The organism is Perspicuibacillus lycopersici (genome assembly GCF_025660475.1).
Classification (GTDB): domain Bacteria; phylum Bacillota; class Bacilli; order Bacillales; family Caldibacillaceae; genus Perspicuibacillus; species Perspicuibacillus lycopersici.
This window is the reverse complement of record NZ_JAOUSF010000005.1, coordinates 42,768-61,402: the sequence shown is the minus strand read 5'-3', so window position 1 is coordinate 61,402 and position 18,635 is coordinate 42,768. Positions and strand designations below refer to the sequence as shown.

Below are 18,635 nucleotides of genomic sequence, written 5' to 3'. Positions count from 1 at the left end.
AAAAGGAGGCTATTATATTCCAATGCTTGTTTCTAAACAATAAAAAGTACGGCAAAACTTAAGCATAACGAAGTAATAATTAAGGCAAGCAGAGGTCTCCATGCTTTTGTTCGTAAATCATGAAGGCTAATGTTTAAGCCAAGTCCAACCATTGCAGCTGTTAAACACCAGCTGGTAAATGTTGCAATTCCACTCATCCAATGACCGGATATATGTACGTAGTTTCCATTGATATAACTTCCGAACAGACTCATGAAAATAAAGCCTAGTAAAAACCAAGGAAAATCTATTTTTGCTGCTCTATCCTTCTGTATATGTTTCCTTCGATTCATTAGGAAGATAAGTAGAAGGCTTAATGGAATCAATAGGAATACTCTTCCTAGTTTCGCCAATAACCCCACAGCAAGTGCAGCTTCACCGGCTGGAGCGGCAGCTAATGCTACATGTGCCAGCTCGTGTAAGCTTAACCCCGACCAAATCCCATATTCAATCGAACTAAGTGGTAATATCGGGCGTAAAATCGTGTAAGCAACCGAAAAGATTGTTCCTACTAAAGCTATCATCGCAACACCGATAGCCGTATCTTCATCTTTTGTTTTCAGTATTGGTGCAACCGCAGCTATTGCAGCAGCACCGCAAACGCCTGTTCCGATACCAGCTAAAATAGCAATTTGTTTATCTGCTCGTAATAATTTTGCTAGCCACATCATTAATAAAATGGCAAAGGTAATAACTCCGGCATCTCGTACAAGTAACATTAATCCATCCTGAAAAATGATATCCATATTTAATTTTAAACCATATAAAATTATCGCAAAACGTAATAATTTTTTCGATGAAAAGGTGATGCCTTTCCGAATTGCTTCAGGATATCCGAAAAATTGACGGTAAATAATTGCAAGAACAATTGCGGATGCCATTTGACCTACGTGATCAAATCCTGGTAAATATGCAAAAAGAAATCCAAAGAATGCAAGAACAAAAGTAAATCCAACCCCTAAAGCCCATCGGAGAGTTGGGGCGAGGGCAGTGGCATTCTTTTGTTCAGGGATTTTTAATTTTTTTGCTTCCATTGATAAACTCCTTTAACCTTGTTTAGCCTTGCTCAATATATTATAACAATAAATCATTTCGTTATTGTTGAAAACAATTTCTTTCATGATCGACATTGCTTTCATTTTTTTGAAATGTATTCCAAGGTTTATGCTTACGTTAAAGGAGTACCTAGATTAATACAAAAAAAGATACTTAATGCATTATCCACTCTAAAAAATTAGTTACTACTAGGATCATACTCATCCAAAGATAGAGTTGTTACCTCGGTATATTCGCCAGATTGCTTCTCATCTTGGGAAGCCTTTGTTTCTAATTCTTCATCATTGTCGATTCCAGGTGCGATCGTTGCATTCGTTTTTGTTTGTTGTTTCTTCATATACTTGAATTCCTCCCATAATTTCGTTTTACAATTTTTTCTATAGCAAATTTCCTGTCAATTGCAATCTCCTAAAACAATCGAACATCAACTTATTATTAACATTAGTCCGCAGGATTAGCTTCCACAGCTATTTGATATGCATCTAAAATAAATTCCCGGGTGTCAGGATTTTCTACACCAACTAAATATTGCTGACCATCCTGTTGTTCCATTTTCATCAAAGCCATTGCTTCCTCATGCTGGATTAAGGCATATTCTTCACCATTCAATTCAAACATCGCTTCTACAATATACGTTTTTTCTTCCCCATTATTGTCTTTTACCGTAATAGAATTTCGATATACTTGGTCCATAATTTTTTCCTCCATAAATGATGCTTCTAGGAAAAGTATGTACTATTTAAGCGAAAAAAACGCGCAAAAAGGAACGGAAATAATTTCAAATACAGCGGAACAACTCTAAGACTGCATATGTTTGGATAATAAAAGACAGAAAGACAAAAAATAAAAATAGGGGGTGCGATAATGCCGCATGGGAAAGAATTAGCGCAATTACCAAAAACGACTACTTCAAAAAATATCGGAGACAATCAAAAAAGCAAACGGATACGCCAGGAAGGACAACCCACTGATCCAAAAAGCTTCGGAAGAGGTAAGATTGGTGAAAATGGATAGGATAGAGGATGGTTTACCATCCTTTTTCTAGATTGTTCAATATTTAACAAGAATACAGGAAGTTTTTTTGGTAAAATAAACAAGGGAAATTTTTAAAAGAAGGAAGCAGAAAATGGAACTAACTATTACTTTACTTATTTTAAGTTTGTCTATTGCATTATTTATCAATGGTCGAATCCGAACAGATCTAGTCGCGATAATAGCCTTGTTAACATTAACTGTATTAGGAATATTAGAGCCATCCGAGGCATTTGCAGGATTCTCTAATACTACTGTTATTATGCTTGCAGGTCTTTTTATTGTCAGTGGCGGCGTTGTCAGAACTGGATTAGCGCAAAAGGCAGGACAATTATTATTACTCTATTCCAATAAAAATGAGACAAGATTATTTGTTTTACTTCTACTAGTGGTCGCAATTGTTGGCTCTTTTATCAGTAATACCGGAACGATTGCTATTTTACTACCAATTGTGATTAGTATCGCGATGCGTATGAACATTAGTGCATCAAAATTTCTAATACCACTGGCTTTTGCTAGTAATTTATCTGGATTGATGACATTAATTTCTACACCGACTAATTTAATTGTCAGTCAAATTCTTGTAGATTCTGGCTATCAAAAATTAGGATTTTTTAGCATAACTCCTTTAGGAATCATTGCATTTATTGTTGGGATTACGTATTTATTAGTCGTTCGAAATCGCTTGTTGCCAGAGGATAACAAAAAACAAGCTCCTACTAATCATTCATCTAGTCCAAGTAAACTAATGTCACGATATCATTTAACCGAGAATTTACACCGCGTAAAGGTGACTGAAGTTTCACCAATAGTAAATCAATCGCTAAGTGAATTAAATTTACCTTTTCGCTATCATCTTATTATCTTAAAAATTGAACGAAAAAATAATGAAGGATTACATTTATTACCAAATACATACCAAGAAATGGCGGGACCAAATAGTATTATCCATGCCAATGATATTTTATTTATTCAAGGATCACCTACACAAATTGCGAAATTTGCTTTTGATTATCAATTAGAAATTGAACCACATAGTGATAATGAAAAGTTCGTATCTAGAGAAATTGGGATAGCAGAAGTATTATTGAACCCTAATTCTAAGCTAATAAATGAAACTGTAATGAAATCAGGTTTTCGTGAAAAATACCAATTGAATATTATCGGAATTAATCGTAAAGGAACCTTCATTTTGGAGGATATTTCGGATGTTCGCCTTCGTTTCGGGGATGCACTTTTAGTACAAGGTACATGGGAAGAAATCGAGTTTCTTACGAAGGATACAAGTGAAGTGGTAGTAGTCGGACAACCAAAAGAGTATGCAAGTATCGCTACAGCTAACGGAAAAGCGCATATTGCAGCCGCTATTTTATTATTTATGGTTTTCTTTATGGTATTTGATATTTTACCAACGGTAGTATCTGTCTCGATTGCAGCAGTACTTATGATCTTTACTGGATGCTTACGGAATATGGATGATGCCTATAGTCAAATTAATTGGGAAATTATTATTTTGATCGCTTCCATGTTACCAATGGGAACAGCGCTTGAAAAAACCGGAGGAATGTCGGTTATTTCGAATACGATGATCAATCTTTTAGGGGGATTTGGACCATTAGGTGTATTAGCAGGAATTTATTTAGTGACCACCATTTTTGGCCAATTTATTAGTACAACCGCTACAGCAGTATTATTTGCACCGATTGCAATGAATGCAGCAATGGAAATTGGGGTTAGTCCATATCCGTTTGTAATGGCTGTCGCAGCTGCGGCAGGTTTATCATTCACTACTCCATTTTCGCCAACAAATGCGTTAGTCATGACTGCTGGTAATTATAAGTTTATGGATTTCTTCCGAGCTGGTTTTCCGTTAATTTTTATTATGTTTATTGTCATGATGATTGTCATTCCATTTCTATACCCATTTTCGTAATAATTTTTTCAAATAAATACTAATATCTATGTAGTATTGTAGAAACATTGTATAATAAAATAGATATTTCTAAAATTTTATTGTTTTTGCAATAAGTCGGAATTACTCGGGTAATGTTCTTGTGAATAGACGCTTGATACTAGAGAATAAACAAAATAGGGGTGGGATGGAAATGTCGAATCATTATAATGATTTAATCGGGGATATTTTAGAGTCGGCAGGCGAAAAGGATAATTATAAAGGAAAAGGAATGGGAAAACCATTACCGAAGGAATACTTACAGCGAGACCTGTTTCAAAATTTTCAACAAAAGGCAAAAGATGCAGGCTATGTCCCACAGTGGATTAAATTGCGAAAAGAGATTGCGGCATTACTGGAGACTGCTACAACCGAGGATGAGATTAAAGTCATAAATAAAAAAATTAAAGAATACAATAGTCTTTGCCCAACATCGTTACAAAAGGGTATGGTTCAATTAACTACTTTAGAAAAAGCAAAAGAAATATGGTAAATAAACGTTTATCGATTGTTTTATAAAAAATAAGTGTGTATTACAGAAATGACTTCTATAGCAGGAGTCATTTATTCTGTCTAATTATCCTCTTCATTGTCTACGCTAGAGAATACCAAGTATATATTGAAGGGAGGGATGAACAATGACTACGCTTCAAACGAAACGATTATTTTTACGAGAGTTTATCGACGATGACTTTCCGAGCTTATACGAAATTTTTTCAGATCCAGAGGCTATGAAATTTTATCCCGCTCCATTTTCTCAAGAGAAAACAAAGGAATGGATAAAAAATAATCAAAAGCGCTATAAAGAAGATGGTTTTGGACTATGGGCGGTTTGTTTACAGGATACAGGGGAATGCATTGGCGATTGTGGATTAGTAAAACAACAGTTCATTGACCGCACAGAAATAGAAATTGGTTATCATATTCAAAGGAAATTTTGGGGATATGGTTATGCTACTGAAGCGGCAAGTGTATGTAGAACGTATGGGTTTAAGGAATTAGAAAAAGACCGATTCATTAGTATCATTAAAACTGGAAACATAGCATCCGTTCGTGTAGCAGAAAAAATTGGAATGCAGAAAGAGCGAGAAGATTATATTTTCGGGAATTACTATGACATATATAGTGTTTTAAAAAATAATGAAGTAAAAATAGATAGGGACGTGAAATTTTGAAATCGGCAGCATTACATCCATGGAAAAAGAACATTATCCTTTTTTTAGGCAGCCAAACGATCTCTTTGTTCGGCTCCTCTTTAGTACAGTATGCCATAATGTGGTACATAACCATTCAAACACAATCTGGAATGATGATGACTATATACATCGTATGTGGCTTTCTTCCATCCTTTTTTCTCTCTCCTTTTGCCGGTGTTTGGGCAGATCGCTACAATAGGAGATTCCTAATTATTTTTTCAGACTCTATCATTGCATTAGTAACCCTTATTTTAGCTGGTTTATTTTTATTAGGCTATGATTCATTTTGGCTTCTTTTTGCCATATCAGCCATCCGTGCATTAGGAACAGGTGTTCAAACACCTGCAGTTGGTGCATTTATTCCCCAGCTAGTTCCAGAAGATAAACTGACAAAGGTGAATGGTGCAAACGGGAGTATCCAAGCACTTGTCATGCTTGTTTCCCCAATGCTAAGCGGAGCACTATTAACATTCGCACCAATCGAAATGATATTTTTTATTGATGTAATTACGGCAATAATTGGCGTTGGTATATTACTTCTTTTTGTCAAAGCACCAGCACATCATAAGGCACAACAGCAGCAAACCACTAGCTATTTTAGTGATATGAAAAAAGGCTTTCAATATATTGGCCATCATGCATTTTTAAAACGTTTTTTCCTGTTTTTTGCGGTTTTCTTTTTGCTAACAGCACCAGCAGCATTTTTAACCCCACTCCAAGTTACAAGAACCTTTGGAGATGAGATATGGCGATTAACGGCAATTGAAATTATTTTTTCTATCGGAATGATGATAGGTGGCGGAATAATTGCTGCTTGGGGAGGATTTCGCAATAAAATCCATACGATGACATTAGCAGCATTACTGTTTGGAATCTGTACATTTGCACTAGGTGCGATTACCTTTAATTTTTGGCTTTATTTAATTTTTATGGGAATCGTAGGGATTGCGATGCCAATATTTAATACACCTGCCACCGTGTTACTCCAAGAAAAAGTAGAGGGAGATTATCTCGGTCGAGTTTTTGGAGTATTAAGTATGATATCAACATCGATGATGCCAATCGGGATGCTAGTATTTGGACCAATTGCTGATATTATTGCAATTGAATGGTTACTAGTTATTACAGGAACTTTATTATTTATCCAAGGATTTTTCTTACTGGCAAGTAAAGTACTAGTAGAAGCAGGTAAACCACTAGTAAACGGAACAAATACTATTGAATATGCTAACGAAGAACCGTGAAGCTTCATTATGTTCACGGTTTTTTCTCTATGAATTGTCGCTAAACTTAGTACAAAAGGCTTATAACTCGTTGATAGTATATATGGTATAATTGTAAAAAAGGAAATATTCCGTAATTGATGGAGGAACTATGACACAAGTGAAACCAAGAGTGTTTATTGGTTCATCTAGAGAAGCGATAAAATATGTAGATGCTGTACACGAATTACTTTCTTTTCATGCAGAAGTTACACCTTGGTCAGCAGGAGTCTTTCATGTAATGGATTATCCAATGGAAAATATTGAACAACACTTAAATAGAAGTGATTTTGCGGTATTTATATTTTCTCCGGACGATCTTGTGCTTATGCGTAATAAGCTATATTTTGCAACTAGGGATAATACTTTGTTTGAAATGGGGTTATTTTGGGGAAGATTAGGACGAGGACGAGTTTTTTGTATCATTCCTAGTTCCGTTCCAAAAGAATTTGATGGTAATCCAGTAGATGGTTACCATATCCCGACGGATTTATCTGGTTTAACAGTTCTAATATACGAGCAGCGAACCGATGGTAATTTACATGCAGCAGTAAATGTTGCTTGCAGTCATATTAAACATGTAATACAAAAAAAGCATGTTTTTCAGGATCCTGCAAAAGAATTGGAAAAGGTTCAAACGAAGATGGATGAAGATTATGCGCTCATTCGTTTTTTACGAAAATTAACAAAGGAATTACTAGCAGATCCTACAAAGCAATATGAGTATTTATTTGAAGGACTTTGGAATGCCTTTTCTACACCGGATTCTTACTCAATTGAAGGAATTGGTATATATAAGGCAGAGCAAACCGACGGATTAAGGCAAATTGCTGGAAATGACGGTCGAAACAAATTTTTTCCATTTAACATAAACGATGGCAGAAATGAAGATGAAAAAATTATTGTTGTAGATTGTTTTTTAAAAAATGAAGAACAAGTTTTACTAAGAAATCAATATATTGATAATAAATACGTATTTTGTTATCCTATTGAAAAGCATTTAGTCATTACAATATCCATCACCGGAAGGAAAAAATTATTAGATGCAGATATTGATCACATCTTTCTTGCCAATCATGACTTAATGAAGGCCATTCATTACCTATTTGGGGGTATTAATCATGAATAGTGTATCCAAATTATTTAAAGGAAAAAATGATATTCCAGAAAAAAATGCTTATAAAATCGGAAAACCGGTAAAAGGAGTAAAAGGAATTGTTCCTTCCAAAAATGGGAAGGAAGAATCTGGTTTAGTCATTTATAAGAGAAAAGCTGAGTATAAGTTTAATGGTTAATTTTTCTACTTCACTTATTTCTAAGCGACAATAACAGTTTTTATTTCATTCAATGCTTACAGACGATTGCTTTCATAGTAATCGTTTTTTTGTATACATAATAAGGGGAAAAGGGAGAGGACTCTTCATGCAAATTACAGATACAATTCCAGCATTTCCAAAAGAAGTAACTATCCAAAAGCTTAAAAAATATTACGAGCAGTATCCAGAGGCATTTAACGAATATTTTACCTATCACTGCAAAGCGACCGACTTAGATTCACGCTTAGCAACTGCAATTAAAGCATATGAGGATTCCATGCCTTCGATTGTAAAGGTACATAAAAATATAGCCAATTACATCACAGAGATTTCAAAGCTGTACGAGGATCAATATCAAATCAATTTTCCAATACAGGTGTATCTTATTATTGGTGCATTTGGTTCCAATGCTTATACACACCGACAAATAATCCCAAATATCACCTTTGCATTAGAAAAGCTAAGCAGTGAAGAGGATCCATTACTTGTGCTAATCGCCCATGAATTTGGTCATGCAGCACATAATATTATCACCAATCAAACACAATTTGAATGGAAAATGATGCAATGGGAGCATCCGTATACTTGGTTGTTACAGGAAGGTGCTGCAACCCATCTTTCTAGAAAAATTATTGCTAACAAAGAACCATCAATTTATTTTTCCCATGATTTACACGGTGAAGCTTGGCTATCATTCGCCCAGGAAAACAGTTGCAAAATCATCCATCAATTTTATCAAGATAGTAATGCGGAAAATCGTTCTGTGTATAAAGAATGGTTTTCGATAACTGGCGGTTCCAACTTTGGTCATAGTCGCTTAGCATATTTTATCGGTGATATGCTATTTCAAGATTTTGTCCAGATGTATGGAGAAAAAGGCGCATTATTACTATGGACAAAACGAGATTTTATCTATTTAGTGGACGAATGGTTCAAAAGCAGAATGTGAATGTTACATAATACTATTTTTCCAGATTACAAGCTGCTTTTGCTATAATTTTTTTATAATAGAGAAAATATGATCAAAAGTATAGAAATATATTTGATTCATTTGTTATGCTATATATAAATTTCAAATATTTACAATAACTTTTCCCGGGGAAGCGCATGTTTAGACAAAAATAGTAAGCGAATGATATTTTTGCACACATTACATCATAGAGCAGAGGATGATTTTATGAAGTTGGTTATGATTTTCGGACCACAAGCAGTAGGGAAAATGACGGTTGGCCATGAATTAGAAAAAATGACAGAGTTAAAGCTCTTTCACAATCATATGACGATTGATTTAGTTGGGCAATTTTTCAATTATAGTACCCCGGCAGGAAAACGATTGGTATATTTATTTCGTGAGGAAATTTTTAAGGAAGCGGCCGTTAGTGATTTATCTGGTATGATCTTTACCTATGTTTGGGCATTTGATTTACAAGCAGATTGGGATTACGTTGCAAAAGTAAAGGAGCTTTTTGAGTCAAATGGGAATTCGGTCTATTTCGTGGAATTGGAAGCTCAGTTATCAGAGCGCCTAAAGCGGAATAAAACACCCCATCGTTTGGCACATAAACCATCGAAACGAGATCTTGCATGGTCTGAACAAGATTTACTTACAACGTTGGACAAGCACCGTTTAAACTCATATGTAGGAGAAATCCAAGAAGAAAACTATCTTAGAATTGATAATACTAGCTTAAGCGCAAAAGAAGTTGCGGAATTGATTAAAAGGACATTTCGGTTATAAAAACAAAAAATTCTAAACAATATTTATAAGGTGGTAGAAAAAATGGCACAATTTAAAGTAAAAAAACTGAACAGTATTGTAATTCACGTAACGAATTTAGATGCATCCTATCATTTTTACAAACATGTATTAGGTTTTTCAGAGGAAATTCGAGATGCTGGTATGGTCTGGTTTTCGATTGGCGAAGAGGAGAAGACGACTATCTTACTCCATTCCTCCGATAAGACAGAACCAGTAGACTATGGTATTTCCTTTGATATACTTGTGGATGATGTTGATCTCCTAATAGAGACTGTTAAACAGGCTGGTACAACCATTTTACAAGAACCAATCAATCGGGAATGGGGCGTTAGAGAAGCAATAATAGCAGATCCGGATGGATATAAACTATGGTTCATTCAAACCATTCAATAAGTATAGCGACATTTTTAAAATATCAAATTGCAAAATAAATCCAATTGACATATAATAAAGATAATTATGAATGAAACGGAGGTGGGGAAGGATGTTACGTCAAGCTGTTTTAGTGCACGGTTATAATAAAGATTATTTATATTTTATCCGTGCAAAATTTGCGGTTGTTTTTGCTAACGGGATTCGTCTGCCCTTTTTTAGCAATTTCATAACGCAATACTAAAACAGTGAGCACATCTCTATACCCACATTTTTTAATATGTTCTGTGGAAGGAGGGATTTTCATCTCTCTTTTTTCATGTGAACATTATAAAGGTAAGCCATGGAGAGTTGTATTCGCCATGGCTTTTTTGCATTGCATAAAAATACGAAATAACAAACTGACTTATTGGAGGTAAAACATATGATTATTTGTAGTGTAAATGACGTGAGTAAAATGTATGGTGGAAATACCATCTTTGAAAATATAAGCTTTGATATTAAAGAAGGCGAACGAGTAGGCTTCGTTGGCAGAAATGGTAGCGGAAAAACGACATTATTTGAGCTTTTAGCAGGAAGTGAGCAGCCGGATACTGGAAATATACACTGGAAGAAGGGGTTAGAAATTGGCTATTTAAAGCAAATTCCAACGAATCATCATGCAGCAACTACAAAGGATGTATTAAAACTCGCGTTTTCAGATCTTTTAGCAACGGAAAGGAAAATGAAGGAGCTAGAAAAGCTCATGGCAATGGAAAAAGACTCCATTCATTTAAAAAAGCTGGTAAGTGACTATGGAAATTTATTGGATAAATTTACGCTAGAAGGTGGCTATGAAATCGATACAAACATTGAAAAAATTGTCCACGGTTTAAATATTTCGCATTTACTTGAACAAAGATACGCAACCCTTAGCGGCGGGGAAAAAACAAAGATTGGCTTGGCCCATATTTTATTGAAGCATCCTGATTTCTTATTATTAGATGAGCCAACAAATCATTTAGATTTACTAGCTGTTGAATGGCTAGGTGATTTTATTCAAAATTATCAAGGAACCGTTTGTATTATTTCACATGATCGTTACTTTTTAGATGATGTTACGAATAAAATTTTCGATTTAGAGAATGGAGAAATAAATGGTTATGCTACTAATTTTTCTGGTTATATAAAAGAAAAACAAGAGCAACTTATGCGAGAGTTTCAAGCATATGAGGAGCAACAAAAGAAAATCAAAAAAATGAAGGAAGCAATTAAAAGGCTGAAGGAATGGGCAAATAATGCAAATCCGCCAAATGAAGGACTTCATAAACGGGCAAGAAATATGGAAAGAGCACTAGAACGAATGGAAAAAATCAGCCGTCCTAACGTGAATCCGAAAAAAATGTCATTAGATATGGAGGCAACGACAAGGAGCGGAAAGGACGTTGTATTCCTTCGAAATGTTGTAAAACGATTTGGCGACCAACTTCTTTTTGCTGATGTATCCATGAATATTACGTTTCAAGAACGAGTAGCGATTGTAGGAGAAAATGGTTCAGGTAAATCCACTTTAATCAAACTAATTTTACAACAAATCCCTGCTGACGAAGGGGAAGTGAAAATTGGTAGCAATGTAAAAATCGGTTATTTGTCCCAACACGTATTTGAGGAAGCGGAAGATGTTTCTGTAATAGAGGCATTTCGACAAGAGGTTCCGATGACAGAGGGGGAAGCAAGAAATATATTATCTCGATTTTTATTTTTTGGGTATGCAGTATTCCGAAAAATATCCCAGCTAAGCGGTGGGGAAAAAATGCGTCTCCGTTTGGCACAACTAATGTATCAAGAAATCAACTTTTTAGTATTAGATGAACCGACCAATCATCTGGATATTGAATCACGCGAAGTATTAGAGGAAGCGTTAGAGGACTTTGATGGAACAATATTAGCCATATCCCATGACCGCTATTTTCTTAATAAAATATTTAAGAAAATCTACTGGATTGAAGCAAATCGACTACATGCATTTGCTGGTGATTATAATTGGGCTAAAAAGAAAATGAAAGAGAACGTTCAACAGCCTGTTAAACAGGAGGATAAAAAGAAAAAAGGAAAGCCGAAGCATAATCGTGAAAAAATAGAGTCACAAAAATTAGTAGCGGACGAAAAGGATTTAGAGGAGATTGAACAAAAAATAGGTGAAATTGAAAAGCAACTAGTCAATTGTGAGGAATTAACCATGCTTCAACACTTATATAAGGAAAAAGAAGAGCTCGAGCAGCAATGGGAAATTCTTTGTAGTCAATTAATTCAGTAAAATGTTTTGAAGCAATGATTCCGCTTCCGCTATAATGAAAGAAATAACATAAAAGGATAGAAGAGGAGGATCGTATGAGTAATAATAAAACTACTTCAATGATAAAAATAGAGCGAGCAAACATTGCAGATAGGGAACAAATAAAACATATTTGTAGAAAAGGGTATCTGTATACAACGAAATATTTTCAAAATCAACAGCTAGTGCGACAGAAAATTGCTGAATATTACTCAGCAGCTCGCATTACGAGAGAAATAGAAAACGTAAATACACAATGGCAAGGCTGGGTTGTAGCAAGACAGAACGGAAAAGTAATAGGTGCAGCTGGTGGTGGATTGATAACGGCTAATACTGGTGGTATCTTTGTATTGTATTTAGACTTAGCGGAAAGAAGAAAAGGAATTGGAACAATGCTAGTAAATTATATAACAGAACAACAGCGAGATGCTGGTGCAAAATTACAGTTCGTACGTGTACTACAATCCAATCAGACGGCAATTCATTTTTACCAATCCATCGGATTTCAATTAAAAGCTAATACGATTGATCAAGAGAATCCCGAATTTTCCACTTATACATTACAACGGAAAATATAGTGATAGAAAATACAAGGGAAATGACAACAAAGAAATGTCTTTCCTTTGTACTTACAAGCAAGAAAAATTGGTCAAAAAAAGAAGCCGAACAATCGTTCCGCTCCACTAGATACACGCGTCGAGTTATTTACCTTATCTTTTTTTTCTTTTTCGAATCTACTGTAGATATCGGTTGATTCTTCGTAATCTTTTCAAAAAGTACCTGTACCTGTACATGCTTATCATTAATCTCCTTAATACTTATTATTTTCCCTTTCCGGCCCTTTATTCGAACATCTTCGTCGACGGAAGGAATATGGCTGGATAATAAAGTTAATACAATCGATTGATTCTCTAAATAATGAATTACAAACATTTGATTCGCTCTCCTTATAGTTTAGAATGAAATAGATTTATAACTTCCTTTACTAAAATATGGAGAGAATCACTAGTTTAGAACAAAGTCTAGTAAAAGATATTACCACAAGGAAATACTTTTGATTAAAATAAGCGAATGTATTTAAGAAGCATAGCCGACCTACGATAATCATGGGTAGTGGGAAAACGAGGATTAAATCTAGCAAATAATTACTATCATTGGAATAAGAACTTATAAAACTCTTTAAAAGCTTCTATAATATGATCTTGCTGCTGTAAAGAACTTTCAAGAACAATTTCTTGCATATGTTCTTGAATAAACTGTGTGTACCGATTGTGGAACATTTGCTTATGAACGTAACAATAATAGAAGAGGGGGTTAAAAATATGCAGATTTACGAGGATAACCCGTTAGCAGTCGCATTAATAAACGCCATTCATAATGGAGATCTTGCCGCTTTAACACAGCTTTTATTAACAGATCAACAGTTAGCAAATATCAGAATTATCGAGAAAAACAATGAAAATATCACACGTTCACTATTGCATATCGTAACCGATTGGCCTGGTCATTTGCCAAATGGAGCGGCTACGGTCGAATTATTAGTCCAAGCAGGGGCAGATGTGAATGCACGCATTTCCGAGTCACACACTGAAACACCACTACATTGGGCAGCAAGCTGTGATGACATTGATGTGTTGGACGCACTTATTGATGCTGGCGCAAATATAGAAGCATCCGGAGCAGTGATTGCAGGTGGGACGCCACTAGATGATGCCGTTGCATTTGCGCAGTGGAAAGCAGCACATAGATTAGTAGATAGAGGAGCAAAAATGGCTCTTTGGCACGCAGCTGCACTAGGCAAAATAGATGCAATAGAAGCACATTTTGCAGGTGAATGGCTTTCCAATCAGTATCCGTGGGGAGCATCCAGTACAACTACTCCAGATGCAATAACCGTTTCGTTCTGGTGTGCTTGCCATGGGAGCCAACTGCATACTGCTAAATACTTACTTGCGCGAGGCGCTGCTTTAAATTGGATTTCCGTATGGGATGGATTAACTCCACTAGATGCTGCACTACGTAGCGGTGCAGCTGATTTAGTCGATTGGCTAAAAGCTCAAGGGGCAAAAGCTGCAAACGAGTTATGATGAGTAACTCGTTTGGTTCGGATTAAATATTCAATACTTCGTACAAAATCAACAAAAAAATCAATCCGCTCAAAACGGATTGATTTTTTTTATAAATAGAAAGGACCTAAAAAGATAAGATAACATAAATATTGTATTCCAATAAAATACATGTATTTTCCGATCGTCCCCCACTCACGTTTGATAAGCTGTACACTTACCAAAGCAATAATTGCGAATAATAAAATGTAAACAAAACTATTCCCACTAAACGAAATATAGGCTGGTGCCGTTACATAACTATTTTCAGGGAATAATAAATTACGCGATAATAGTACTGCTACTAGATAGGTTAGGACACCTACATAAAAAACGAGATTATTACTATTTAAATCACGCCTTCTATCTTTAAACCGGTAAATTAAGTGAACGACAAACAAGTACACAATCGGGATAATTAGCCAAAAGCTAATGATAAAAGCAACAAACGCGGAAGTCGCGATATTACTGATTGTTATCCCAAAAGCAATTAATAATTCATTGCCGGTAATTTTTTTCGTTTTTTCGATAATATTTTCATTCGAACTAGCGAGCATTAGATTATATTGCTGTTGAGTAGATTCTTTCCATAAAACTGCATCCTTCGTTAAAAACATTGGTTCTTGTGATAAAGAATAAGTATCACTTAATTTTCTTACCTGTGCTTTACCATCATTAAGTGACATCGAATAAATATTCATTGCCATATTGTCATTCGTATCTTTAAATGTAAAGCCAACACTTCTAAATAGTACTTCCAGGCTATCATCTACTGTTCGTAGTTGAATTTGCGATAAATTTTCTAAAGGTTGATTTGTTACTGGATCAGTGGGTTGAATTCTCGTTAACTCAATTGTCGGATGATGAATATCAAAGGAATCATAATAAAAATAATACATTTTATTTGTACTTAATTGTGATTCAGCAGTAACTGCTAAATGAACGACATTACCATCCTCCGTTAATTCCATTTGATTTAATTTATTACTTGCACCAACATTAATTTCATCCTGCAAAATTAACTCATATTGGTTATTGTCCTTTAGCTGATAGATGGAGAATGTACCAATATTAAGATTACTAGAATAAATAAGTAATAGATCATCGGTAGGTCGGATATTTTCTACTGGATGAGATACTTCCAATAGTTTTTTCTTTTCTTTTGTCATTACATTTAAAGTATATATATCTTGATTTTTCGCATAGTAAATATTTTCATTGATTCCCCGTTGAAAAAGGGTAGCATCAGCCAATTTTTCCTTCGTTTTCCCATCAATAAGAGAATCATCCTTAAAGAGAACTAATTGATCATCATAAATATAAAAGTCTTTAACGGTAGATATTTCTGCATCCACTGTTTCTTCACTTACTATATTATAGTTCGAATCTAATACTTGCTTGATAAGTTTGCCATCGGTTACAAAATAAAGTTCCGTATGATCTTTTTCATGTATTACTTGTGGCGTGTTATAGCTATCAATTGTACGGAGCTTATATTCTCGACTCCAATGATCTTGTGGTGACGAAGTAAATCGTTGAAGATTAATACAATACAATATCATGAGGGCAACTAAAATAAGAAATAAGGGAATTAGCCAATATAATTTGTGTCGAAAAGTATTCATGTTTTCACTCTTTCTGTTTGTCGGAAATATTTTGAAGGATTGCATTTTATTCTATCTTAACATATTTGAAAAAAATTAAAAATAGTGTCATAAATTGTAAAAAATAAAAACAGAAATTTTGCTAGAGTAATAAAGATTACTAACCATCAGTTTGACCAGGTTGATTAATCGTTTCTATTTTCATTTAATTTAAATGATTTTTTATAGCTATCCAGCAAATGATATTAGGAGTGATTTTTATTTTACATAAATCTAGACGTCTACTACTCATTACTTTTTAGGTGACGACGCCACTGTCAGTGATTAATGTGAATACCTACTAGTGGAAGGTGGAGCAGTCTGCCTCACAGTGGTTGATACAAAATCAAAGTCAATCGAGGTTCGGATCAAAAGATAAAAAAGCTTTTGTGAAGCTGGAACTAGAAGTAATCGTTTCAAAAACAAACGGTGAATCGGTTCAATCCATTAAGAGCTTGAAGCTACCAGCTAGGTAGGAGAACAAACGGAACCCTTTCCTTTAAAGATGAAAATACACTAAGGTTGCAATAAACACTGTACAGGAAGATTATTTATTGCAGTTTATGCAGCAACTTTCTATGGTTGGAAAGCTATAAAAGTTTTGGACCGAAAAGACGTCCTAGAAACATTCTATGGACGTCTATTTCTATACCAAAAGAAGGAGGGGGGAGCGCTTGGATAAAATTGCATTTATTTCGATTATGCACGATCCGAACGCAAATTTATTATATAAATTAAGGGATGCACTACCCGTAATAAAAAATATTTATCCCCATACATATGTAGCGTTAAGCAATCAAACGTCGACAAAAATTAATGATTTACTTTAAGAAAATGGAATAACCGTATTTACTATCGAAAAGAAGGGAGCTGCTGCAGCAAGAAGAAGCATACTAAATTTGGTAAATGAAACGGATCATACCCATTATCATTATTGTAATCTCGATCGGATGGTAACCTGGTGTTTACATTATCCAGAGGAATTGCCAAACATAAAGAAGAAAATAGCAACAACCGACTAAATAAGAAATAACGCTAAAGGAGCAAGTAGCGGATCCATTATTTGTTTTGATCTGTTATTTTTTCTTATGGCATATTAAAGATTAGAGTGGGATAGCGTGGATTAATAAAAAAATGGATACTCATAAGTTAATAGTCTTGCTTTTTTACTATTAAAAGATTGATAATATATACGGAAAATTTATTGTGCATGACTGAAAAAATTAGTTTAAAGCGTAAAGGAGTAAAATAATGCTCGCAGCACTTTTAGGTATTGGCATTGGTTTCGGGTTAGCTGTTCAAACAGCTATCAATTCTCAGCTGAGAAAATTTGTTGTATCACCATTTTTAGCATCCATGATTTCATTTTTAATCGGAACAATCTTTTTACTTCTTTCTATTGTAATAAGCGGATCACCACTAGCTGTTCCATTTAGCATATTCACTAGCCAGCCTATTTGGATTTGGATAGGAGGTTTTTGCGGTGTATGTGCGTTAACGTCGAACATACTACTGTTTCCTAAATTAGGTAGCGTTCAAACGACCGTTATGCCAATTTTAGGAATGATTGTAATGGGAATGTTAATCGATCATTTCGGTTGGTTTTATGCAAGCAAACACACTTTCGGGTGGAACAGAATTGTAGGAGTAATTTTCGTTTTATTAGGGGTATTTTTAGCTATTGTTGTTCAAGAAATAATCACTAAGCGACAGCAAGAAAATCCAACTACAAACGAAAATAGTGCAAATAAATGGATTTGGCGTATTGTCGGAATTTGCGCAGGTATGCTAATGTCTATTCAAGCAGCTGTTAATGGCCAGCTAGGAGTTGTACTCGGTTCACCGTTCCAAGCTGCATTTGTCTCGTTTTTTGTTGGATCTATTACGTTAATAATTATTGTCGGTATAAAAGATCGAAACTACAAAAATATTGTGGAGCCTATTAAACAATCAGCCCCTTGGTGGGTTTGGCTCGGCGGTATTATTGGTGGCATATATGTATTAGCAAATGTGTTTCTAGTCGACCAAATAGGTACCGGACAAACGGTTGTGTTAGCACTTTTCGGTCAAATTGCAGGTAGTCTAATAGTGGAACAATTCGGGTTGTTGAAATCTACAAAGAATCGGATTACTGCAATCCAAATAGTCGGTCTAATTTGCATGCTTGCTGGCGTTTTTTTGATAAAAACTTTTTAAAAGAAACAAAAGGGATTATAGTTAGGAATTGTCCTTATAATGATAGGCTTTAATGTGGAAAACGAAAGTACAAAAGACAACGATGACTAAATGTGCTCAGGAAAAACGTAAGGCTGTCGATGATCTTGACAGTCTTACAAAAATTTATGAGCATGTCGGAGAGATCATGTAATCAAGGTGCACACCAAACAGAGAGATAAGAAATTTTATTTTTCTAGTTTACATAATATGTATTATGAGAAGTCGTAGGGATGAAAAAAATAGCTGTCTCACAATCTAAGTATACTTAAGAAAATGAGACAGAAAAGAAATTTTACCATAATTACTAACAGAATCTAATTTTATGTTGAATTATGAATGAACGACTTTATTATAAAACTAATTCATCGTAAAT

At 34.8% G+C, this 18,635-nt stretch carries 22 protein-coding genes; 17 read left to right on the top strand and 5 right to left on the bottom strand.

The annotated features are described in order from the left end of the window. Positions 1-32: 32 nt before the first annotated feature. From OEV98_RS14370 to OEV98_RS14360, 3 genes are all read right to left on the bottom strand, one after another. Entirely contained in the window at positions 33-1,073 is a 1,041-nt protein-coding gene (locus OEV98_RS14370; RefSeq protein ID WP_263074050.1) for a YeiH family protein, read from the bottom strand. A 200-nt stretch (positions 1,074-1,273) separates the two neighbouring features. After that, on the bottom strand, positions 1,274-1,432 hold the full coding sequence (locus OEV98_RS14365; RefSeq protein WP_263074049.1) for a hypothetical protein: 159 nt from the start codon (positions 1,430-1,432) through the stop codon (positions 1,274-1,276). A 104-nt stretch (positions 1,433-1,536) separates the two neighbouring features. After that, positions 1,537-1,788: a DUF1292 domain-containing protein gene (locus OEV98_RS14360; protein ID WP_263074048.1), complete on the bottom strand. Its 252-nt coding sequence runs from the start codon at positions 1,786-1,788 to the stop codon at positions 1,537-1,539. Positions 1,789-1,959: 171 nt separating this feature from the next. Between OEV98_RS14360 and OEV98_RS14355 the strand changes: the two genes are divergently transcribed. The 13 genes from OEV98_RS14355 to OEV98_RS14295 all read left to right on the top strand — a co-directional run bounded on the left by OEV98_RS14355 (position 1,960) and on the right by OEV98_RS14295 (position 12,875). Then, positions 1,960-2,109 carry a hypothetical protein gene (locus OEV98_RS14355; RefSeq protein WP_263074047.1) on the top strand — a complete coding sequence of 50 codons (150 nt, stop codon included), beginning with the start codon at positions 1,960-1,962 and terminating at the stop codon, positions 2,107-2,109. A 112-nt stretch (positions 2,110-2,221) separates the two neighbouring features. After that, positions 2,222-4,060, top strand: a complete 1,839-nt coding sequence (locus OEV98_RS14350) for an SLC13 family permease (protein WP_263074046.1) — start codon at positions 2,222-2,224, stop codon at positions 4,058-4,060. Positions 4,061-4,232: 172 nt separating this feature from the next. After that, positions 4,233-4,571, top strand: a complete 339-nt coding sequence (locus OEV98_RS14345; RefSeq protein ID WP_263074045.1) for a DUF1992 domain-containing protein — start codon at positions 4,233-4,235, stop codon at positions 4,569-4,571. A gap of 145 nt (positions 4,572-4,716) precedes the next feature. Continuing rightward, entirely contained in the window at positions 4,717-5,253 is a 537-nt protein-coding gene (locus tag OEV98_RS14340) for a GNAT family N-acetyltransferase (RefSeq protein ID WP_263074044.1), read from the top strand. Then, positions 5,250-6,518, top strand: a complete 1,269-nt coding sequence (locus OEV98_RS14335) for an MFS transporter (RefSeq protein ID WP_263074043.1) — start codon at positions 5,250-5,252, stop codon at positions 6,516-6,518. Before OEV98_RS14340 ends, OEV98_RS14335 begins: the two co-directional genes overlap by 4 nt. Before the next feature lie 130 nt (positions 6,519-6,648). Next, complete coding sequence (locus OEV98_RS14330; RefSeq protein WP_263074042.1) at positions 6,649-7,665, top strand: nucleotide-binding protein; 1,017 nt, start codon at positions 6,649-6,651, stop codon at positions 7,663-7,665. Further along, on the top strand, positions 7,658-7,831 hold the full coding sequence (locus OEV98_RS14325; RefSeq protein ID WP_263074041.1) for a hypothetical protein: 174 nt from the start codon (positions 7,658-7,660) through the stop codon (positions 7,829-7,831). The genes OEV98_RS14330 and OEV98_RS14325 overlap by 8 nt, the downstream gene beginning before the upstream one ends. A gap of 127 nt (positions 7,832-7,958) precedes the next feature. After that, on the top strand, positions 7,959-8,801 hold the full coding sequence (locus tag OEV98_RS14320; protein ID WP_263074040.1) for a hypothetical protein: 843 nt from the start codon (positions 7,959-7,961) through the stop codon (positions 8,799-8,801). 228 nt (positions 8,802-9,029) lie between these two features. Next, the gene (locus OEV98_RS14315) at positions 9,030-9,590 is read left to right on the top strand and encodes an AAA family ATPase (RefSeq protein ID WP_263074039.1); all 561 of its coding nucleotides are present in this window, start codon (positions 9,030-9,032) and stop codon (positions 9,588-9,590) included. Positions 9,591-9,632: 42 nt separating this feature from the next. Further along, entirely contained in the window at positions 9,633-10,004 is a 372-nt protein-coding gene (locus tag OEV98_RS14310) for a VOC family protein (RefSeq protein ID WP_263074038.1), read from the top strand. Positions 10,005-10,095: 91 nt separating this feature from the next. Further along, complete coding sequence (locus OEV98_RS14305; protein ID WP_263074037.1) at positions 10,096-10,227, top strand: RAxF-45 family protein; 132 nt, start codon at positions 10,096-10,098, stop codon at positions 10,225-10,227. A 180-nt stretch (positions 10,228-10,407) separates the two neighbouring features. Further along, entirely contained in the window at positions 10,408-12,279 is a 1,872-nt protein-coding gene (gene abc-f, locus OEV98_RS14300; RefSeq protein ID WP_263074036.1) for a ribosomal protection-like ABC-F family protein, read from the top strand. Positions 12,280-12,353: 74 nt separating this feature from the next. Further along, positions 12,354-12,875 carry a GNAT family N-acetyltransferase gene (locus tag OEV98_RS14295; protein WP_263074035.1) on the top strand — a complete coding sequence of 174 codons (522 nt, stop codon included), beginning with the start codon at positions 12,354-12,356 and terminating at the stop codon, positions 12,873-12,875. Between the two features lie 127 nt (positions 12,876-13,002). On the opposite strand, the gene OEV98_RS14290 is transcribed toward OEV98_RS14295, so the two are convergent. After that, a complete protein-coding gene (locus tag OEV98_RS14290; protein WP_263074034.1) occupies positions 13,003-13,230 on the bottom strand; it encodes a hypothetical protein in 228 nt (75 codons plus the stop codon). Positions 13,231-13,619: 389 nt separating this feature from the next. Between OEV98_RS14290 and OEV98_RS14285 the strand changes: the two genes are divergently transcribed. Then, on the top strand, positions 13,620-14,384 hold the full coding sequence (locus tag OEV98_RS14285) for an ankyrin repeat domain-containing protein (protein WP_263074033.1): 765 nt from the start codon (positions 13,620-13,622) through the stop codon (positions 14,382-14,384). Between the two features lie 89 nt (positions 14,385-14,473). Here the strand turns inward: OEV98_RS14285 and OEV98_RS14280 are convergent, their stop codons facing one another. Next, entirely contained in the window at positions 14,474-16,027 is a 1,554-nt protein-coding gene (locus OEV98_RS14280; protein ID WP_263074032.1) for a hypothetical protein, read from the bottom strand. A 692-nt stretch (positions 16,028-16,719) separates the two neighbouring features. Between OEV98_RS14280 and OEV98_RS14275 the strand changes: the two genes are divergently transcribed. The 3 genes from OEV98_RS14275 to OEV98_RS14265 all read left to right on the top strand — a co-directional run bounded on the left by OEV98_RS14275 (position 16,720) and on the right by OEV98_RS14265 (position 18,241). Further along, positions 16,720-16,875, top strand: coding sequence for a hypothetical protein (locus OEV98_RS14275; protein WP_263074031.1), 156 nt, complete (start codon positions 16,720-16,722; stop codon positions 16,873-16,875). Positions 16,876-16,944: 69 nt separating this feature from the next. Continuing rightward, positions 16,945-17,067, top strand: coding sequence for a hypothetical protein (locus tag OEV98_RS14270; RefSeq protein WP_263074030.1), 123 nt, complete (start codon positions 16,945-16,947; stop codon positions 17,065-17,067). Between the two features lie 229 nt (positions 17,068-17,296). Then, positions 17,297-18,241 carry a DMT family transporter gene (locus OEV98_RS14265; protein ID WP_263074029.1) on the top strand — a complete coding sequence of 315 codons (945 nt, stop codon included), beginning with the start codon at positions 17,297-17,299 and terminating at the stop codon, positions 18,239-18,241. Positions 18,242-18,635 lie beyond the last annotated feature (394 nt).